The following is an 18,536-nucleotide window of genomic DNA, read 5'->3' as shown; positions in this document are numbered from 1 at the left end:
TTTATATATCAACCTGGTTTATTACATTAAATACAAATGGCTATTACTGTTGGTGATTAATTTAAAGAGACTATCGCTATCTTCCATCAGTAATTGGCTGCTACCATCCGTTAGTATGGGGAAATATAGACAATTTACCTGTTCACCTATGGTGATATGCAGGGCAATGGCGTGATTAAAATGATGCTCAGCAGGGTGGTTAATTGTTAAAATAACATAAATTTGGCTGAGGTGAATATGATCTCGTTTAAATTTCAAGGAAAAATTTTCGGTAATACGTCCCGGTAATATGTTAGCCGAACTTGCTGCTGCTTGTAAGCCAGACTCGGCAAACCTTAGTTGTTTAATTAATTGCAGATATATTTTACGCAAACGGAGATCAGTGTTTATTTTTTTAATAATTAAGGGTGTTCGTTTGATAAAATCTGCTTGGCTATTATTTTTTACCAATTGAATAATGTCATTAAATACTATGGTGAAATTAGCCGTGCCTCTAGTCACCCGTGACATTTTGGTAAGCGAGGTATAAGCGTCGTTTGCACAAAATAATTGCTGAGCCAGCTGCTGTTGCTCTTTGGGGGAATTGTTATTGGTCATTTACTTCTCCATAAAGTCGATCAAACATATCTTTAAATATGGAAACATCAGAGCCATAATTTAGCTGACAATCGTCTGTAGTTAACCAATATTTTGATAATTGGCTAAGGTATATTTGAATAATATGCTGACACCTAGCTATCGCATCATAACCATCTTGATAAATATCTAATAGCTCAAGAGGTGGTAAATGCTGAAAACCCTCTTTGTTATTGCTATTAAAAGCACTTTTAGCCGCTTGCATAATACGGCTTAACTCAAGTGATTGCCTTAGCAATGTTTGGCTTTGACTGAACAGCGCTTTATTTAATACTTCGGTTGTTAATGCCTGTGGGTTTTGTTCATGTCCGATAAAATCAATTTTTTCATCAAGATGACTTTTAATTTTTTGTGTTGTTGCTTTAGGTATAAAATCTAGAATACAGCCTAAATAACGGCTATCTTGGTGATTATAAAATATATGCGCTATGGCCAGTATTACTTGTGTTAATAGCTCAGTTTGTTTGCTTAACTGTTGTTGATATAACAGGTAATTTTTCTCAGGAATCTCTGTCAGTTTTTCTTGTAAAATCAGGGGTGATTTTCTTTTTGCCTGTACTATACTTGCCTGCCATTGGCCAAAAATGGCTAAACGGGCAAAAGACAAGGGTAATTTTTTTACATAAGCTTGTTTTTGCATAAGTGGCTCGAGGAAACGCCATTGTGCTTTGGTTAAAAACTTAGGTGTTTGGCATAACCAAGCATAGTCTTGGCTGTCTGATGACTTATTAAATAAAATCTCTTCGATAATATCGGGTGAATATTCCCCCGCTTCAATATTAAAACCAATAGTGCTGGCGTTAGCTAAAGCAAGTGCCTCTTTGGCGTGCTGCATTGCTTGATGTGTTGCAACCATATCATTAAATGCGGAAGCATAAAGTTTGTAACCGGGTGATAAATCATCAAGCCCAGCGTGCTGCCAAAAAGATAAGATGGTGTCATCTGTTAAAGCATAAATGTGCGCGGAATTTTGTTTTTTTGATGTTAACCATTGGCTGATATAACGAAAACGCCTTTGTTGTTGCGCTGGCACCAGATGTTCGGCAAGAAATTGATATATTTGTTTTTGTAAAACCGAGGATAACTTTTTAATCGCTGTTACATCAGGTTTAGCATCTGAGCTCTGTTTTAATGTTTGCTCGATAACCGTTAATTGTTCAGGGGCAAGGCTAATTATTATTTCAAATAAAACGGCTAACAAGCCAACACGTGTCGGTGATATCACAAACGATTGCTGGGAAACTGTTAATTGTAAACCAGCTTTATTTAGCGCAATCTCGATATTGTTATTTTTATAAGGGCTTTTAAAGGCATGTCTAAATCGTGATGGCGTAATGCTTTCATTAAGCCAGAAAAACTCTAATAACGGTGCATTTGCTAGGGTTTTTACTGAGGTGCCAACAGCGGCGTTAGCTGAATAATTAGTAGGATAGTTTACGATAGCCCAAGCCAAATAACTTAGCTCTAAACAGGCTTTTCCGTAATTACGGCAAACCAGATATTGAGTCATTTTATTAACATCAGCTAAACGAAATTTTTTATCGAATATTCCCGGTGTCTCCCTAAGACCATCAATAAATGCATTAAAAGACTCACTGACGCCATAACGGGTAATTTGAGAGCTGAAATTAGTGATCATATTAATTAAGAGACATTTTATTTTTATTATAAATCATGCCCTAATTTAAGCATTTTTTGTCAGTTAATCAATATTTTTCAAGGTTCTTCAATAAGTTAGTCGTTATGACAATTAGTATTTACTTTAACTTGGACAATTTTTAGTGATTAATGTCCAGTCATTGGTTAATAACCGACCATTTAGTGTGATATTTGTTAACATAAATTGGTTGCCCAACTGCATATAACGTGCTCTAAGGCTTTGTAATCGCTCTTTTTTTAAATGACTTGTCAGTAAACGTGCTAGTTGCCAATCCACTGCTTTAGGAAATAAACGCACGGGTGTACCAGATAAATAATATTGTTCTAGCCAATGATACTCTTGACGGGCTAACTGCCCTTGAGCGATACGTAGCCAGTCACTGGCTTGATTGCTGTGATTATCAGTAATATTTTGATAATTATTTTGTATTAGTGTTACTTTTTGATTCTTTAATACCCCAAATTGCATGCCAATACATTGATATAAATATGAAAAAATACTTTCCCTCTCAGTACTTTTATCAGGCCAAGCAATTTCAATGTTTATCGAGTCATCAGAAATTAGTTGCTGATACATAGCCGAGACAGTTTTTATTGTTGTCGTTTGTTTACTCTGCTTAGTTTTAGCATTAACATTAGTTTTATCTTTTGCCGCTTGCTGTTTTTGCTCGGGTCGAATTGTTTTGTTAAGGTTAAGGTTAAGCGCTGCTGTTGGGGATGCTGAGCGCTTTTTTGTTAACGTAACAGGCAATGTAGGCAAGTCTATCTGTATGAATAGTAAGGGTTTAACTTTATTGTTAGTGGTTTTATTTATTTGGCTATTAGGTTCGCTTTTATTATCGTTTTTTTGTTCCTCGGTATTTTTATCCTTAATGGCTAGTTTTTTCGCTATTGTTTGCTGCCAAGTTTTTGCTTGCCAAAGGTTTATTGCCCCAATAATGATTATCAGTGATATCAATAATAATATCAGCAGGGTAGTTAGCTTATAAGGGCTCAGGTTTAACATCTTAGTTAGTTAATGCCAGTAGTGATGTTTTATTCATACGCTCAGCGATATCTTGTAAATTAGCTTGGCGTTTAATCGCTCTTTGTTTATAGAACTCTTTATCACTAGGCTGAGCTGTTGGTGAACTGAGTGTCGATGGTAGATGCATTGATGATTCAGCTGCAAGGTATTGTGTTGCTGAGAAAGTTTGCTCTGGTGGAAAGTCTTGTGGCCGTTCTTTTTGTTGAATAAGCTGTGTTTTTTCTTTGCCTGCTTTTGCTAAAAACTGTGTTTGTAAGTTTTGCAGTTGATTTTCTAATTCATTAATGCGTTCATCTTTTTTATTTAACACCTTGTTTTTAAACTGCTCAAGTTGCTGATCTACATTTTTACTTACATTCGCTAGTAGGGTTTCAGTCGCTTGCTCTATTTGATGTTGCGGTAAAAATTTATTTAATTTCTCCAAGCCTTTTTGTTGAATAAATAAGTAAATTCCTGCGATGAGTACGGTGATGGTAAATAAAATTTTCATGTGTTTAATCCTCTTATATGGCTGTGTTGTAGTTAGGTGTTGTCAACATCGTAACCTATTGATTTACGATGAGTGTTGGTGATGTGATAAAAGCGAGCTTCACAAGCATGGATGCTTGTGCAGAGCCCCATGGATGGGTTTATGCGTCACGCTTGTTTACTCACCCACACTAAATTACAACCGAGTCTCTTATATTGATTGGCATTGTTAAATGGCTAATCGACCTAACCATCACTCTTAGCAACGATTTTTTGGTATTTAATGCTAATTAATGCGCGAATAACCGTCGCTGTTGGCAAACCGATAACAGTGGTCATAAAAGCCATAGAGAACTGTTTGGTAAGGCTGGCAATTATCTCTTGCACATTTTCAGGGTTCAGTGGTTGCTCTGCTAATGTGCCAATGCCTAAACTGATGCCAAGTAAGGTAAAGGTCAAAGCAAGGGTTGCGATAGCATTGCCCGCCTGTTGCCCAACTTCTTGCCAATAATTAGCGTCTTTGTGCTGTTTTAATTGCACGATAGCATAAATCCCTGATGCCACCAGTAAGCTATAAATAACAATAAAAGCGCTGCTAAAAAATCGCTCAAACCATGAGAAGATGCCACTTAATGGCAACTCGGTGAAATAACTGACTAACGCTAATGAGATGATGATCAGGCCAACTAATGGCATGATGGTTGGCATAATTAACGTTGTCACTCTGCTTATATTTTTTATATTGGCTGATATATTTTGGTTAATGTCTAAATCGGCTGAAAACGGCATTAGCGTGCTCCTGATTGACTCTTATAAATTTTTTCATCGGTGATATTTAACGCATGTAGCCAGTGTGCCATAGGGGCTTTTTTACTTTCACTGCTCGCATGGACTAAAAAGGTTAACTCGTAATTTTGAAAGGCTTTTTTTGCCATAACGCTATTGCTCAGGGAAATACGGTCATCACGTAATACCATGCGTTCCATATCAATTAGACGTTTAATTATATGATTTCCTTGCTGATCACGTTGATAAGCAGTTAACTTTGTTGTTGTTAAATTATTGAGAAATACTGCGCGTTCTCTTTCTAAATTTTCTAAGGTAAAGAGTGGATTAGGTTTTGCGTAAACACTCGTCATAGTGATGGCCAAAAGGCAAAGAGTGATAATGATTTTGCTTAAATTGTGCATGGTTTACTCCTGGTAAAATAGGGTGGTGACACTTGCTGCTTTACTTGCTTCAGTGATAAATCCCGAGCTTTCTTCGTCGCCATAAGCCATTTCGTATTCTAGTGCTTGTGCATCTAATGCCACCAATTTTGCCATGTAACTGAGCATAAGAGCTTCTTGATCCAATAACGATTGTTCGGTAGATACCGCCATTAATAGCTGACGTAAATATTCTTCTGAGCTGATATCAATGCCATTAACTTGTGGTGATTCATTGGTTTGATGTTGATTAATGGCCATTTTTAGTTTTTCAATTTGATTCAGATTCTTACTGTATTCATCGGTATAAGGTGATTTTTTTTCTAAACCTAGATGCATTAAGGATTGATCAACTTGGTGAATGACTTTTTCCATTCGCTGTCTTGCAGCAATTTGTGCTTGCTGAATTTGATAGGATTCATTGTTGTTAATTTTTCCCGATTGCAAACGCATTTTATCGAGGACACTGCTGTATAAATCTTGTTTTTTCTCTAACGCACTTTGATGTAAACCATGGCTTTCTTGTAATAGATCTAAATACTCAGATTTATACTGTAATAATTCAAAACGTTTATTTTGCGCTGCTTCACCTTCAAGCTCCGGTATTATTTGTAACATTGATTTGATTACAGTCACGTTATCCTGCATATCGACATCAAGCTCAACCATGCGTGTCGCCATTGCTGAGGCTTGAAAATCTTTTTGAATACGTTTTTCAATAATATTAGCCGGTAGTTTTACCAACTTATCACTTGCTACCGGATTCCAATCGGGTGATGCTGTGCCTAATGAAATGGGCAGAGCATAAACCAATTGGCTGTTTGCTAACATGAGTGCTGTTGCTAACAGCAAACCTTTCTTAACAGAAAACTTCTTTAGGCCGTTATTTTTCAAATGATTATTTTGATCAGTCGTCATGATGTGATCCTTAGTGGTTTAACCAATAATGTTTACGTTCAATTTCATCGCGTAAAGCTCGGCTGATGTTTAATGAACTCATTTGTGATGCGCCTAAGGGCTCTGTCGAGAGCAGTGCTGTCGCGGTATCTAAAAATGAAGTGTAATCTTCGAAGTAAAGATCTTGATGTGGATAAATACGTTTAAACCTGTTTACTGCTCTTGTCGCGGTAATAACGTCACCGGCTTTAATAAAGTTCAATGTCGCTACCGCCATCATTTTCATAATGGCCTCTTGCTGTGCCTGGTTATTACTATAAGCGCTATTTTGCAGGGCACTACTAATACAGCTATTCATTGCTTTAGCCGCGGCTAAGTATTGTGCCGTAGAAGCAACGGTTTCTGCGTGCATGGCAATGTTTCTGGCATGACTCTGACACCTTATCGCAGCGTCACTAGGCGCATAAGTATCAGTGTCATGCGAGGTATTGATTTTGTCGATGGAAACAGTTGGCTTTGTTAATGGATTGCTTGTCGTTGTGCATGCTGATAAAGCAAAAACTAAGCATAACGACAAGGTTAATTTACGTGTTGCTTTCTTGGTATAAAAGTGTGGTTTTGTAGTCATAACCCGCTGCCTTTAAAAAGGTAATTATTTAATTAATTAGGGTTATAAAAATCTTTGAGCGTTTTTTAGGGTAAATTAAATATTTTTGTTGAAAGACTATAATTTAAAAAGCAGAAAATGTTGAAATGTCAGCTAGGTGAGTCGTTTTTAGTGAGTATTAATCACCAGTCGGAATCCGGTAACATTTGTTTTAGCTGAGCGGCTATAACCACGTCGAAAAGTTGAACGCAACACGTTGGCTTCGTTCAGCCATGAACCACCTCTAATGATTCCCGCACTGCAATCGCCGACCTGCCATGCACTACCATCCGAAGGCGCGGCATAATAATCTTCGTTCCAGCAATCCTGCGTCCATTCCCAAACATTGCCATGCATATCATATAAGCCAAAAGCATTTTGCTGAAAACTTTTTACTACTGAGGTCTTTCGTTCATTGCCACATAGTCCGCTAAATTGGCTATAACGTGCTGTTAAGCAATCGAGTTCATCACCCCAAGCATATTTTGTTATGCTTGCTGCCTTTGCTGCATATTCCCATTGAGATTCTGAAGGTAAAACGAAGCTTTCGCCTGTGGTTTTATTTAACCAGGGAATAAACTCTGCAACAATATCGTCATAACTGATATTAATAACAGGGCGGCTGCCTCGACCCCAGTTTTCATCATCAGGCTGTACATTACAAGCGCCAGCTATTATGCATGCATCCCATTGGGCAAAGGTCACTTCCGTTACCATAATGCTAAAGGTATTAATGGTAACACTATGCTGTGGCATTTCTTTACTTTTACAATGCTCTTCATTGCCGCAACCCATGACAAGATGACCAGCCGGTAGGGTAACCATATTATTGAGTAACTCGTTGGTGGCACGTTGAATTATTTGTTGACGATGTTTTGCTTTCGCTTGTTGTTTTTTCTCGTCGTTGGCACTTTTTTCAAGTGAGAGTTGATTGATTAACTGAGTCGCTTGGATAAAATGCTGACCTTGTGGAAAAGCGTCTTTATATTGTTGGTAAGCGTGGATAGCATGTTCATCTTGGACTGCAAGCCAAAGTGTTTCATCTTTTTGTTGATAAACCTGTGTTAATTTCTGTAGTAATAATTCATCTACGTTACCGGTAATTAATAAGTTTTCACTGTCTTCAAAGGCTTTTATCGCATGCTGGCTACGTTTATCTAATTTGCCGCTTTTACTTATTTGATAACCTAGTTTGATCAGTTGCTGTTGAACTGTGGTTATTTGTTGCTGTCGCAGTAGACTTTCATTTGTTTGTGAAAGGTTTCTTTGACGTAATAAATCAGCTAAAGCCTGTTTTGCTTCATTGAGATAACCTCCCTCAGGGTGCTCTGCTAAATACAAATTATAAGCGCTAACTGTATTGCTACTTTGGGCTTGACTCCAAGCATAATCATTGGCTATATATTGTTTTTTATGGCTTTGATATTTTCCGTAGATAACAATTGCAGCCGTGATAAAGAGTAAAAATGATATTAGCCTACGACGTTTATTTAACAAACTAAAATAAGGATAAGCCAAGGTTTTTATGCGTTTTACGGCACTCGGCTTTTGCTGTTTTAACGCTATTAATAGCGTTAATTGCTCAGCAGTTTTATTGGTGGTACTGAGCCCCGCGGCAATTAAGCTATTAACTTGTGCAGCAGATAAAAATTGCTGATGGGTGTGAAAGTGTTTATTTACTGTCTCCATCCATAAGATGAATGCCGATAAGTTGTTCGAGTTATTAGGCAGTGTTTCATCGGCTAATTTACTAGGTATGTCACAAGGTAAGTCACTTGGTATTATACTTTTATGCTGAGCCATTTGCTGCTGAGCTATTTGTTGCTGAGTAATATGAGCAATAAATGCTTGTAGAGCCAGGTTATCCAAATCAGCAATATCGGCAAAGGCTTGCAGAAAAATTAAATCGTCAGTTTTTATTTCACCTTGTTCAGTTAATAACTCAATAATTTTATTTGCTAAGGGTTTGAGTTCGTCTTTTATCGGATTGCTACTTTGTCCTATCCAAGTTTTGGTATCGTGCTCAGTATTTATTTCCTCCGCTGGCATGCTCTCTTCAAGCGCTTGCTTAAGCGCAACTAAAAATTCACTGCCATCACTAGGGCGCTGTAATGCTGACTGAGACAGGGCAAGAATAATTAAATCGTTCAACGCTTGAGGTATATCGGGTGCATAATCGATAGGATCTTGAAAACGTCCTACGGGTAACTGTCCAGTGAACATTCGATACGCAATCACCGCCAAACTATAAATATCACTGGCAGCTTGTACATGTTTAGCACTTTCTTGCTGCTCTGGGCTAAGGTAATTTTTACTGCCCATGCCAAACCCTGTTTGGCTGTGCTCACTTAAGGGTAACTTCGCGATGCCAAAATCACTCAATTGCACTTGGTCTTGGTCATTAATTAAGATATTTTCGGGTTTAATGTCTCGGTGAACAAGCCCATGTTCATGTACGGCAGCGAGCGCTTGGCTAAGTTGTGTTAAATAACGTATCGCTGCTATTGTTGGCATTCGTCTAGGATAGTGCGTTTTAGGTATATCGTCTAAACTGGCTGGACTAAAATAATCTTTGCCAATTTCATCGACTAAAGTGCGAGCAATATAAGGCATTACATAATAAGGTGTACCGTCGGCAAGCTCATCAAATTCATACATTTCTACAATGTAAGGGTTTGCACTTAGTTTTCGTAAAATTCGAGCTTCTTCAATAAAACGTTGTTTTATAATATGCTCTGGATCTGCCACGGCAGAGGTTACTTGACTAATCAAAGCGGCATCTTTGATTTTAAATACCTTAATGGCTACTTGTACAGCTAACTTGGCGTCTTCCGCTAAATAAACGCAGCCAAAGCTGCCTGAGCCAATCTTTTTAATAACCTTGTATTTACCAATATGCTGCATTTAGTTTAATTTGCTCATTACCAGCGGCTGCCGAGATTTAGGTTAAATAGTGAAAGCTTTATTAATAAATCGCTTATCCACTCATTTGATTATTAATCTTACCCCTAAGTGTGATTTTTTTCACGGTAAATGTATTGCCTGAAAAATTAATTGTTGCTGTTAAGTTCATCTCAGTTAACATTTTTTTAAGGTTACGATTTAATTTTGCCGTGCCTATTGACGATTTATACCATATTTCTGTGCGGGTATAGCGGATCTCCACTGGGCGATAGGAGTCATAACCTGAAAAATTCACTAGATACTCTTCTATTTCAGCAAAAATTTCACCACTGAAACCATCAAAAATCAAGCTATAGCCAGTATTAAGATTATTCGTTCCAGGGCGATCTAAACCTAAATGACTATTACCACCATCTGTTAACCAAGCCAGTTTTTCCGCTAATACCGCGCCTAAATCATTTGCCATCAGTCTTGATTTATCACTTGAGTTTTCTAATATGCAATCAAGGTGACATTGACTTGGCACATTCCATGGTCTGCCACTGTCTATTTCAAAGTTACCCAACCGTCTACCTGTTTGCACATTAAGCAGTCGCCCTTCAATTCGGGCGGTCACTTTTGTGGTGTAGCCATTATTTTGTTGATTAACATAAATTGAGAATATCACAGCAATATCAATAGGAGGACGTTTAATAGAGCGGGCAATATCAATAATTTCAGCATCACTTCGATTAACTCTGTCTTGAGCAAAACCCTCTAAAGTGATGGCGGTTTCATCATAAACATCAAAGTTATTATCATGCATATTATTTGCTAATGCGCCGATAACACGAGTAAAAATAGGATTATTACGTGAAACACTGCCTTTATTAGCATCATTGCCAATAACTAATATATTGGTATTATTGGCAGAATGAGCAGGTAATACTGTAATTAGGAATAATGAGCTAAGCATTATAGTTATTAATCGTTGCATGCCTTTTCTCCATTGATTGGCGATAAAATTGTATAAACTGGGTTATAAAAGCCTTTGGTGATTTTTAAAGGTCTTTATTTGCAGTAATGAATTATTTAACAAGATGGTTTAAAGTGATTAGTTATATATAGCTTCCCAACTGAGTACTTTTTTTCGTTTTTCTGACAAGGGGAACAGTGTTTTCTGTATATTTTTCACTTTATTTTTTTGAGTAATACTTGTATATACATGAGGTGTTTTATTTACTGCGGATGATTTACCTTGAGTATTACGCATGATGTTGTGCAAACGTAAAGTACGCAATTTCTCAACTTTTTGATAAAGTGATTGCTCAGCTGTTGCTGCTAAATAATGTTTTTTAGGCTTAGTTATGTGGTTAGTTGTGGTTAGTGCGCTGTGATAGTCGCCAATTGATAACTGATAAGCCTTATAGTTATACTTTTCTCGAGCAGATAATACTTTATTGACGTATCTCTTAGTGGCCGGAATGACCCGTAACCGGCCCCATTTATCTTGTACCGCTGAGCCACCATTATAATGTGAAAGTGCAATATCAAGGCGTTGGTTATAACGCGTTAATAACTGCTTTATAAAACGAATGCCTAAATGAATATTAATTTTTTCATCATAAAGCTGCTCTGATGAAATGCCAAAAACTTTTTGTGCTGTTGCTGGCATAATCTGCATAACACCTTTCGCTCCTGCTTTACTTAATGCCTTTGGATTGAAATTCGACTCAACTTCTGCCATTGCTAAGGCTAAAGCGGGATCAATGCCTTGTCGATTTGCTTCATCAACCAATAGTTGTTGTATGGCCATGTTATTAGCCGAGTTACTAGCAGAGTTAATAGCAATAGCCACTGGCGACCGCATTAGCGTGGCAAAAATTGCAACGAAGAGAGTAAGCCATTTTATTTGATTCATAAGTTGATGCCAATTTGTTGTAAGCGTGTACGCCAAGCATTATTTGATGTGGTAATAGCAAGCTTTGGGTGGTTTATTTGTTGTCTTAAAGCAAATACTTCAGCAAAAGCTAACGTGGGATCTACGGCAATAATCAACGTTTGCTCTTTAGAAAAGCTATCAATAGTGCGTAAAACTAAAGCACTGTCATAGAATTTTTGCTTGAAGTAAAAGGCGAATTGCATAGTGCTATTGCCGCTATGATTATTTTTCATTTGAATATCAATAACTTTATTGTCTTTTAGGTCATCAGGTATGTTAGTTGTCGGTTTAAGCTTTTCTGTCGTAGTTCTTTCTTTAGGGACACTCATTGATAACAAAGCGACAATGAGTAAAGTAAAAAACGCCATAGAAAGTCCTAAGGCAACTTCAGTCATGGCAGTTGAGGTCGTATCTTGCATAGTTAACTCAATTAATGGTTATCGTTAATGATTAAATTTAGTTATAAAATTCTTTGAGCGATTTTTTCACCATGCCACTCTGAAATGCTCACCAATAAAGAAATATCGTCGCCAACAAGTAACAACAATAGAGCCTTCAGATGCCACTTGCAGATTAAAAATACGAAATTATAAAAATAAAAACAGCTAATTAAAACGATTGTTTTATTTTGCTATTTTTACGGGTATTTATGGTGTTATCATTTCGCCCAGAAATGTCCTGAAAATAAAGAACAGTAACAAACAGCTACTGTTTCTATTTCAGGGCCAAATAAATCATCAGTTAATTTACAATGACAATTTCAATGACATTTTATAAAAAATCACTTGCTATGAATTGTCAGCTGATTAAGTTCTGAATAGCTTATCAATAGGCTCTCAATAGGTAGTAATAACATGTTTAACAGTACTGAAAATTACATAGCATCAGACGATCTTCGCTTAGCCGTGAATGCCGCCATCACCCTAGAAAAACCTTTATTGATTAAAGGGGAGCCCGGCACAGGTAAAACACAATTAGCGGAAGAATTGGCTAAGTCACTCAATTGTAAGTTGTACCAATGGCACATCAAATCAACGACAAAAGCGCAACAAGGTTTATACGAATATGACGCGGTATCGCGCTTGCGTGACAGTCAACTTGGCGATGAACGGGTAAATGATATCGGTAACTATATTATTAAAGGTAAGTTATGGCAGGCGTTCGAAGAAGACGAACGTTGTATATTGCTCATTGATGAAATAGATAAAGCTGACATTGAATTTCCGAACGATTTATTACAAGAGCTTGATAAAATGGAGTTTTTTGTTTATGAAACTCAACAGGTTATCAAAGCGAAACAACGTCCAATTATCATTATCACTTCAAATAATGAAAAAGAATTACCTGATGCCTTTTTAAGACGCTGCTTTTTTCACTACATTAAATTCCCAACAAAAACTGAAATGCAGCAAATTATCGACGTTCACCATCCTCATGTTAAACAAGACTTATTAAAGCAAACATTAGACGTGTTTTTTGAGTTAAGAGAATTAAAAGGCATGAAGAAAAAACCGTCAACGTCAGAATTAATTGATTGGCTAAAACTGCTGATGGCTGATGATATTGCCCAAGAGGTTTTAATGGATAAAAAATCTGACATTATTCCTTTATTTGGCGCCTTATTAAAAAATGAGCAAGACGTTTCTTTAATGGAAAGACTTGCCTTTATGACCCGTAGAAACAGGTAACTAGCCGTGTTTATTGATTTTTTCCTCGCCTTAAAAAAGCACAAAGTGCCCTGTAGTTTGCGTGAACTGTTAGATTTAATCGCGGTATTAAAAAAAGGTGTGATTTTTGCTAATGTCGATGATTTTTATAACCTTGCCAAAATAGTCATGGTTAAAGATGAAATTCACTACGATAAGTATGATCGTGCTTTTGCTGAATATTTCCAAGGTATTGAACAAATTGATATCTTTGACCAGCTTCTACCGGAAGATTGGTTAAGAAAAGAGTTTGAAAAGCACTTAAGTGATGAAGAAAAAGCAAAGCTTAAGTCGTTAGGTGGCCTCGACCAATTAATGAAGGCGTTAAAAGAGCGACTTGAAGAGCAGAAAAAACGTCATGCTGGCGGCAGTAAATGGGTTGGTACCGGTGGCACATCGCCCTTTGGTGCTTATGGTTATAACCCCGAAGGTATTAGGGTAGGGCAGGATAAAAACCGTAATAACAGTGCGGTAAAAGTGTGGGACAAACGTGAGTTTAAAAACTTCGACCAAGACCGTGAATTGGGCTCTAGAAATATCAAACTAGCGCTGAAAAAGTTAAGGAAATTTGCCCGTACTGGCGCCAGTGAAAAGCTGGATATCAATACCACCATACACGCCACGGCAAAAAATGGCGGTATGCTTGACGTACACATGGAGCCAGAACGTCATAACGCGGTAAAAGTATTGATGTTCTTTGATATTGGCGGCTCTATGGATGAATACATTCATACCTGCGAAGAGTTGTTTTCAGCGGCGCACAGCGAATTTAAACATTTAGAATTCTTTTATTTTCATAACTGCGTTTACGAAAAAGTGTGGCGAGATAACCAAAGACGTCGCAGCGAAACTGTCGATATTGAAGAAATCATCAGAACCTTTGGCTCAGATTATAAAGTGATTTTTGTCGGTGATGCCACTATGGGGCCATACGAAATCACCTACCCAGGCGGCAGTGTTGAACACTGGAATGAAAAACCTGGCGCTGACCATATGAATAGACTTACCAGTCATTTTAGTAAAATTGCCTGGTTAAATCCGCAACCTGAAGCGCAATGGTCCTATTATCACTCTATAGGGCTGATCAATGAGTTGATTGACAACAAAATGTTTCCGTTAACCGTTGATGGCATCGGGCGAGCTATAAAAGCAATAAGCTAACGTTTGAGAGTAAAATAGTTTTTGAGCCTAAAGGGAAAACTATGAAGTTTTTATAAATGGCTGAGCAAGCTTGCGAATAACAAAGTTAGCAGATTACTCCGCTAACTTTTACTCCGCTAATTTTATTTAGCTAGCTTTACCGGGTAACAATGAGATGAAAAAGCTCATTTCCAAGGCTTTTTCTCTTAAACTTTTAAAACGTCCTGATGCGCCGCCATGGCCCGCTTCCATATCAGTTTTAAATAACAATAAGTTATCATCGGTTTTCAGCTCTCGCATTTTTGCTACCCACTTCATCGGTTCAAAGTACTGCACTTGTGAGTCGTGCAGTCCGGTAGTAACCAGTATATTGGGGTAGTGTTGCGCACTGATATTATCAATGGGCGAATACGCTAAAATACTATGGTAAGCCTCGGCTTCGTTCGGGTTGCCCCATTCGTCATATTCATTGGTGGTTAGCGGTATGGTTTCATCGAGCATAGTGGTTAACACATCTAAAAAGGGTACATGTGCACCAATGCCTAAATACAGCTCAGGTGCTTGGTTTACCACAGCGCCCATTAATAAACCGCCGGCGCTACCGCCAGAGGCGAATATTTTATCTTTTGCGCCATAACCTTGGGCAACCAAGGCCTTAGTGACATCAATAAAGTCATTAAAGGTATTTTGTTTATGCTCTTTTTTACCGGTTTCATACCATTCTCTACCTAACATTTCTGAGCCCCGAATATGGGCGATAACGTAAACAAAACCTCGGTCGAGCAGACTTAATGTTTGACTGGAAAAATCAGGGTCGATGGTAATGCCATACGCACCATAACCGTACTGTAAAAGAGGGTTAGTGCCATCCTTTTTAAACATATCGCTACGATAAACAAGGGATACCGGTACTTCAACACCATCACGCGCAGTAATAAATAACCGCTCTGATTGATAATCTTCTTTGTTAAAGTCACCTAATACTTTTTGCTGTTTAAGCAGCGTGCGCTCACCCGTAGCTAAGTCAAATTCAAATAAAGAGCCGGGTGTGGTTAAGCTCGAATAATATAATCTTGCCGTAGTACTATTTGGCTCTGGGTTATCGCCAAGACAAGCAAAGTAGCACGGATCATCAAAAGACAATGGATACTGGTGACCAGAATTTTTACCTCTTGTGGTGTGCACAATAAAACGAATTTGGCCATTTTCACGTTCGGTCACCACAATGAAGTTATGAAATAATTCAATGCCCTCAAGTAGCACCTCTTTTCTGTGTGGGATCACTTCTTGCCAGTTACTTATATCATCAACTTTATCGACAGCGACTTTCATTAAGCGAAAGTTTTTAGCTTGATAGTTGCTGACAATATAAAAGTGTTCGCCCATTTTATCAGCGTGATATTCGTGTTGTTCTTGATAAGGCAGTAGCTCAATAAACTCGCCCTCAGGCTCATCGGCACTAAGGGTTAAAGTATGTGTTGATTCAGTGGCATGTAAGCAAATATAAATTTGTGACTCATCTCTGCTTTTATCTAAACTCATATAAAAGCTGTGATCGTCTTCTTCATATACCAAAACATCATCAGCTTGTGGTGTACCCAGTTTATGGCGATAAACTTGTGTACCTAACAAGGTTTCTAGGTCTTTTTTTACATAAAATACCGTTTGATTGTCATTAGCCCAAACAATCTGTCCTTCCGTTGCAAGTAAAACATCGGTTAAATAAGCGTCTTGTGCGTCAGTTTCGTTGCTTAACTTGTTTAAGTCTTTAAAATTAATGGTGTAAATACGGCGGCTGTCAGTGTCTTCAGCTATTGTCATTATTTGATCATTAGGACTTATTGATATATCACCTAAGTCATAAAATTCATGGTCTTTGGCTCGCGCATTAACATCTAACAACAGAGTTTTGTCGTCACCAGCAAAGCTGGTTGTGCGGAAATAATTTGAATACTCTTGTTCGCCATTAATTTCACTGTGATACCAATACTTACCGTCTTTTGCCGGCACGGTATTATCGTCTTTTACGATACGTGCTTTAAGCTCTTCAAAAAGATGTTCTTGTAACGGTTTTTGCTCGGCTAACATGGCATCAGCATAGCTATTTTCATCCTTAAGGTGTGCCAATATGTCTTCATCGCAACGCTTGTCATCACGCATCCAATAATAATTATCCACCCGCTGATGATTATGCATTGCCATTTTATGGGGGATTTTTTTAGCTATGGGAGCATTGGTTTTTTTGTCTGATTCTTGTTTAAGTGAAGGCTTAGATGAAGTCGTAAGTAAAGATGTTGGCACTCAGTGCTCCTAGATAAATTTATTAATGGAAGAAAAATATCGATGGATAATTCTATCGATATTTTATCAATGTAGTAAGTTAATTTTTGCAATAATTTAAAATAATCAGGGTAAGTTCTTCTTGATTATTTGAGCTTATTTAAGTTCATTGGCTTTTCGGTAGCGGCCTTGATAGTCAAAAATTCTGCTTTTAATGCGCCAGTAATATTTTTGTTTTCTGGCAATGACAAAGTCAGGACAAGGCAAGATGTTAGCTAGCTTTAATGCTTGTTGTAGGTTGTTTACTTCGAATGACTCGGTTGAACCCAGTTGCACACCAATTTTAATACTCAGACGTTTAGAAAAAATATCATTGAACGCTTTAATTTGATTAGCTTTAGCAAAGTCAAAAGATTCACTGAGCTCGGCACCTTCTTCATCATGGTAAGTGATTTTTAATTTGCCAGCCCCTTTGTCAGCGACCTCGGTTAAACTAAGACCGGCACAGCGTATAATTTTAGAATCTTTAAGTTGCAGTGCCTTTTTTAACATGTCATCGGGGTCAACTAATAGCTCGAAGCACTGCAAACAGGTTCGCGCGGCAATATCATTTTCACCACCACAGTGCGGGCATTCTTTAAAGACAAAGCGATAGTCACATTGGCTCTCTTTTGCTTGGGCGTTACAGAGATCATCTATAAGTCCTTGGCATCGTCGGCCGTAATGCTCAACTAAATAACCGTCATCATCACAGATGCCCCAAAATATATTGGGAAATTGACAACTCGGGCAAACGACTTGTACCGGCTGGCTTTTGCTATTCGGCTTTTTCTCACCCACTTCGGGGTGATAGAGGTCAAAATCATTGCCGGTATAGTCAATGACCAAACAATCTTTTTTGTTATCACTCAAACGCAGCCCACGACCGATAATTTGCTGATAGAGACTAACCGATTGTGTTGGCCGTAATATCGCGATCATATCCACATGGGGCGCATCAAAACCAGTGGTTAATACTGAAACATTGACCAGGTATTTAATCTCTTTTCGTTTGAATGCCTTAATTAAACGATCGCGCTCAGTGCTATCGGTGGCGCCGGTGATTAAGGCACTCAGTTTAGCGGGTAAGTAACTAAAAATTTCTTTTGCATGATCAACCGTTGCCGCAAATATCATAATGCCTTGACGTTTATCGCCTAACTCAATGACCTGTTCAATAATACTTTTAGTCACCCGGTGATTTTTATTTAATAAATTATTCATCTCTGTAGGACTATATTCGCCCGAGGTATTTTCTCGAAGACTACTAAAGTCATAGTGTTCGATGGTGGCATCGACTAAGTTGGGTTCGGTTAAATACTTGCGTTTAATTAAGTAGCGCAGAGGTAGTTCATAAATACAGTGTTCAAAGGGCCGTTTTTGTTCACTGCGGATGAAACCTCGATAATGCTTTCGATAAATCCAGCCCGTACCTAAACGATAAGGGGTTGCGGTTAAACCCAATAATTTCACCTCGGGATTAACCTGCATCAATTTCTCGATGATTTGTTGATATTGGTTACTGTTTGACTTGTCTTTAGATTCGTCTTTTGACTTGCCTTTCAACTCTGCATTTAATTCGGCTTTTGATGTCTCTGGGTTGGCCAGATTAACTCGATGACATTCGTCAATAATAATTAATGAATAGGGCTCACTGAAATCATTTAGGTTTCGGGCTGCCGATTGTATGCTGGCGAATGTGACCTGGTGTTGAGTTTCTTTGAGTTTTAAACCCGCTGAATAAATACCGGCAGTTACACCATATGTTTGGTATTTTTGATGATTCTGCTCTACCAATTCTTTAACGTGAGTTAGCACCAGTATTTTTCGTTTTGCTAAACGAGCAAGCTCGGCAATCACTAAACTCTTACCCGATCCCGTAGGTAAAACAATCACCGCAGATTCATTGGTTTTTCGGAAGTGTTTGAGCACCGCAGCAACGGCTTCTTCTTGGTAATCTCTAAGTTGAAAAACTGCCACGTAGTGGTGCTGCCTTATCGTAAAT

At 38.0% G+C, this 18,536-nt stretch carries 16 protein-coding genes; 2 read left to right on the top strand and 14 right to left on the bottom strand.

Annotation, left to right across the window (positions count from 1 at the left end):
- Positions 1-21: 21 nt before the first annotated feature.
- The 12 genes from ASU03_RS08440 to ASU03_RS08385 all read right to left on the bottom strand — a co-directional run bounded on the left by ASU03_RS08440 (position 22) and on the right by ASU03_RS08385 (position 11,785).
- Positions 22-597, bottom strand: coding sequence for a hypothetical protein (locus ASU03_RS08440; RefSeq protein ID WP_057831423.1), 576 nt, complete (start codon positions 595-597; stop codon positions 22-24).
- Positions 587-2,275 carry a hypothetical protein gene (locus ASU03_RS08435; protein ID WP_057831422.1) on the bottom strand — a complete coding sequence of 563 codons (1,689 nt, stop codon included), beginning with the start codon at positions 2,273-2,275 and terminating at the stop codon, positions 587-589. The genes ASU03_RS08440 and ASU03_RS08435 overlap by 11 nt, the downstream gene beginning before the upstream one ends.
- Before the next feature lie 123 nt (positions 2,276-2,398).
- The gene (locus ASU03_RS08430; protein ID WP_157465862.1) at positions 2,399-3,253 is read right to left on the bottom strand and encodes a hypothetical protein; all 855 of its coding nucleotides are present in this window, start codon (positions 3,251-3,253) and stop codon (positions 2,399-2,401) included.
- A 49-nt stretch (positions 3,254-3,302) separates the two neighbouring features.
- Positions 3,303-3,812 carry a hypothetical protein gene (locus ASU03_RS08425; RefSeq protein ID WP_057831420.1) on the bottom strand — a complete coding sequence of 170 codons (510 nt, stop codon included), beginning with the start codon at positions 3,810-3,812 and terminating at the stop codon, positions 3,303-3,305.
- A gap of 224 nt (positions 3,813-4,036) precedes the next feature.
- Entirely contained in the window at positions 4,037-4,579 is a 543-nt protein-coding gene (locus ASU03_RS08420) for a hypothetical protein (RefSeq protein ID WP_057831419.1), read from the bottom strand.
- Positions 4,579-4,980, bottom strand: coding sequence for a hypothetical protein (locus tag ASU03_RS08415; protein ID WP_057831418.1), 402 nt, complete (start codon positions 4,978-4,980; stop codon positions 4,579-4,581). Before ASU03_RS08415 ends, ASU03_RS08420 begins: the two co-directional genes overlap by 1 nt.
- Positions 4,981-4,983: 3 nt before the next feature.
- Positions 4,984-5,916 (bottom strand): hypothetical protein, encoded by a 933-nt coding sequence (locus tag ASU03_RS08410; protein ID WP_197411224.1) that lies wholly within the window; start codon positions 5,914-5,916, stop codon positions 4,984-4,986.
- A gap of 10 nt (positions 5,917-5,926) precedes the next feature.
- Positions 5,927-6,523 carry a hypothetical protein gene (locus ASU03_RS08405; RefSeq protein WP_057831417.1) on the bottom strand — a complete coding sequence of 199 codons (597 nt, stop codon included), beginning with the start codon at positions 6,521-6,523 and terminating at the stop codon, positions 5,927-5,929.
- 147 nt (positions 6,524-6,670) lie between these two features.
- On the bottom strand, positions 6,671-9,445 hold the full coding sequence (locus ASU03_RS08400) for a bifunctional serine/threonine-protein kinase/formylglycine-generating enzyme family protein (protein WP_057831416.1): 2,775 nt from the start codon (positions 9,443-9,445) through the stop codon (positions 6,671-6,673).
- A gap of 73 nt (positions 9,446-9,518) precedes the next feature.
- Positions 9,519-10,421 (bottom strand): hypothetical protein, encoded by a 903-nt coding sequence (locus ASU03_RS08395; protein ID WP_157465861.1) that lies wholly within the window; start codon positions 10,419-10,421, stop codon positions 9,519-9,521.
- Between the two features lie 117 nt (positions 10,422-10,538).
- Positions 10,539-11,345, bottom strand: a complete 807-nt coding sequence (locus ASU03_RS08390; protein WP_057831414.1) for a lytic transglycosylase domain-containing protein — start codon at positions 11,343-11,345, stop codon at positions 10,539-10,541.
- Positions 11,342-11,785: a hypothetical protein gene (locus ASU03_RS08385; RefSeq protein ID WP_057831413.1), complete on the bottom strand. Its 444-nt coding sequence runs from the start codon at positions 11,783-11,785 to the stop codon at positions 11,342-11,344. Before ASU03_RS08385 ends, ASU03_RS08390 begins: the two co-directional genes overlap by 4 nt.
- Before the next feature lie 435 nt (positions 11,786-12,220).
- On the opposite strand from ASU03_RS08385, the gene ASU03_RS08380 reads away from it, so the two are divergent.
- Both ASU03_RS08380 and ASU03_RS08375 read left to right on the top strand, forming a co-directional pair.
- A complete protein-coding gene (locus ASU03_RS08380) occupies positions 12,221-13,054 on the top strand; it encodes an AAA family ATPase (protein WP_057831412.1) in 834 nt (277 codons plus the stop codon).
- 6 nt (positions 13,055-13,060) lie between these two features.
- Positions 13,061-14,233, top strand: coding sequence for a vWA domain-containing protein (locus tag ASU03_RS08375; protein WP_057831411.1), 1,173 nt, complete (start codon positions 13,061-13,063; stop codon positions 14,231-14,233).
- A gap of 126 nt (positions 14,234-14,359) precedes the next feature.
- Here the strand turns inward: ASU03_RS08375 and ASU03_RS08370 are convergent, their stop codons facing one another.
- Positions 14,360-16,438, bottom strand: a complete 2,079-nt coding sequence (locus ASU03_RS08370; protein WP_057831433.1) for a S9 family peptidase — start codon at positions 16,436-16,438, stop codon at positions 14,360-14,362.
- Positions 16,439-16,648: 210 nt separating this feature from the next.
- On the bottom strand, positions 16,649-18,511 hold the full coding sequence (locus tag ASU03_RS08365; protein WP_057831410.1) for a DEAD/DEAH box helicase: 1,863 nt from the start codon (positions 18,509-18,511) through the stop codon (positions 16,649-16,651).
- Between the last annotated feature and the right edge of the window lie 25 nt (positions 18,512-18,536).

This window comes from Colwellia sp. TT2012 (assembly GCF_001440345.1).
In the GTDB taxonomy this organism is placed as follows: Bacteria; Pseudomonadota; Gammaproteobacteria; order Enterobacterales; family Alteromonadaceae; genus Colwellia.
This window is presented reverse-complemented; position numbering and strand designations above follow the sequence as displayed.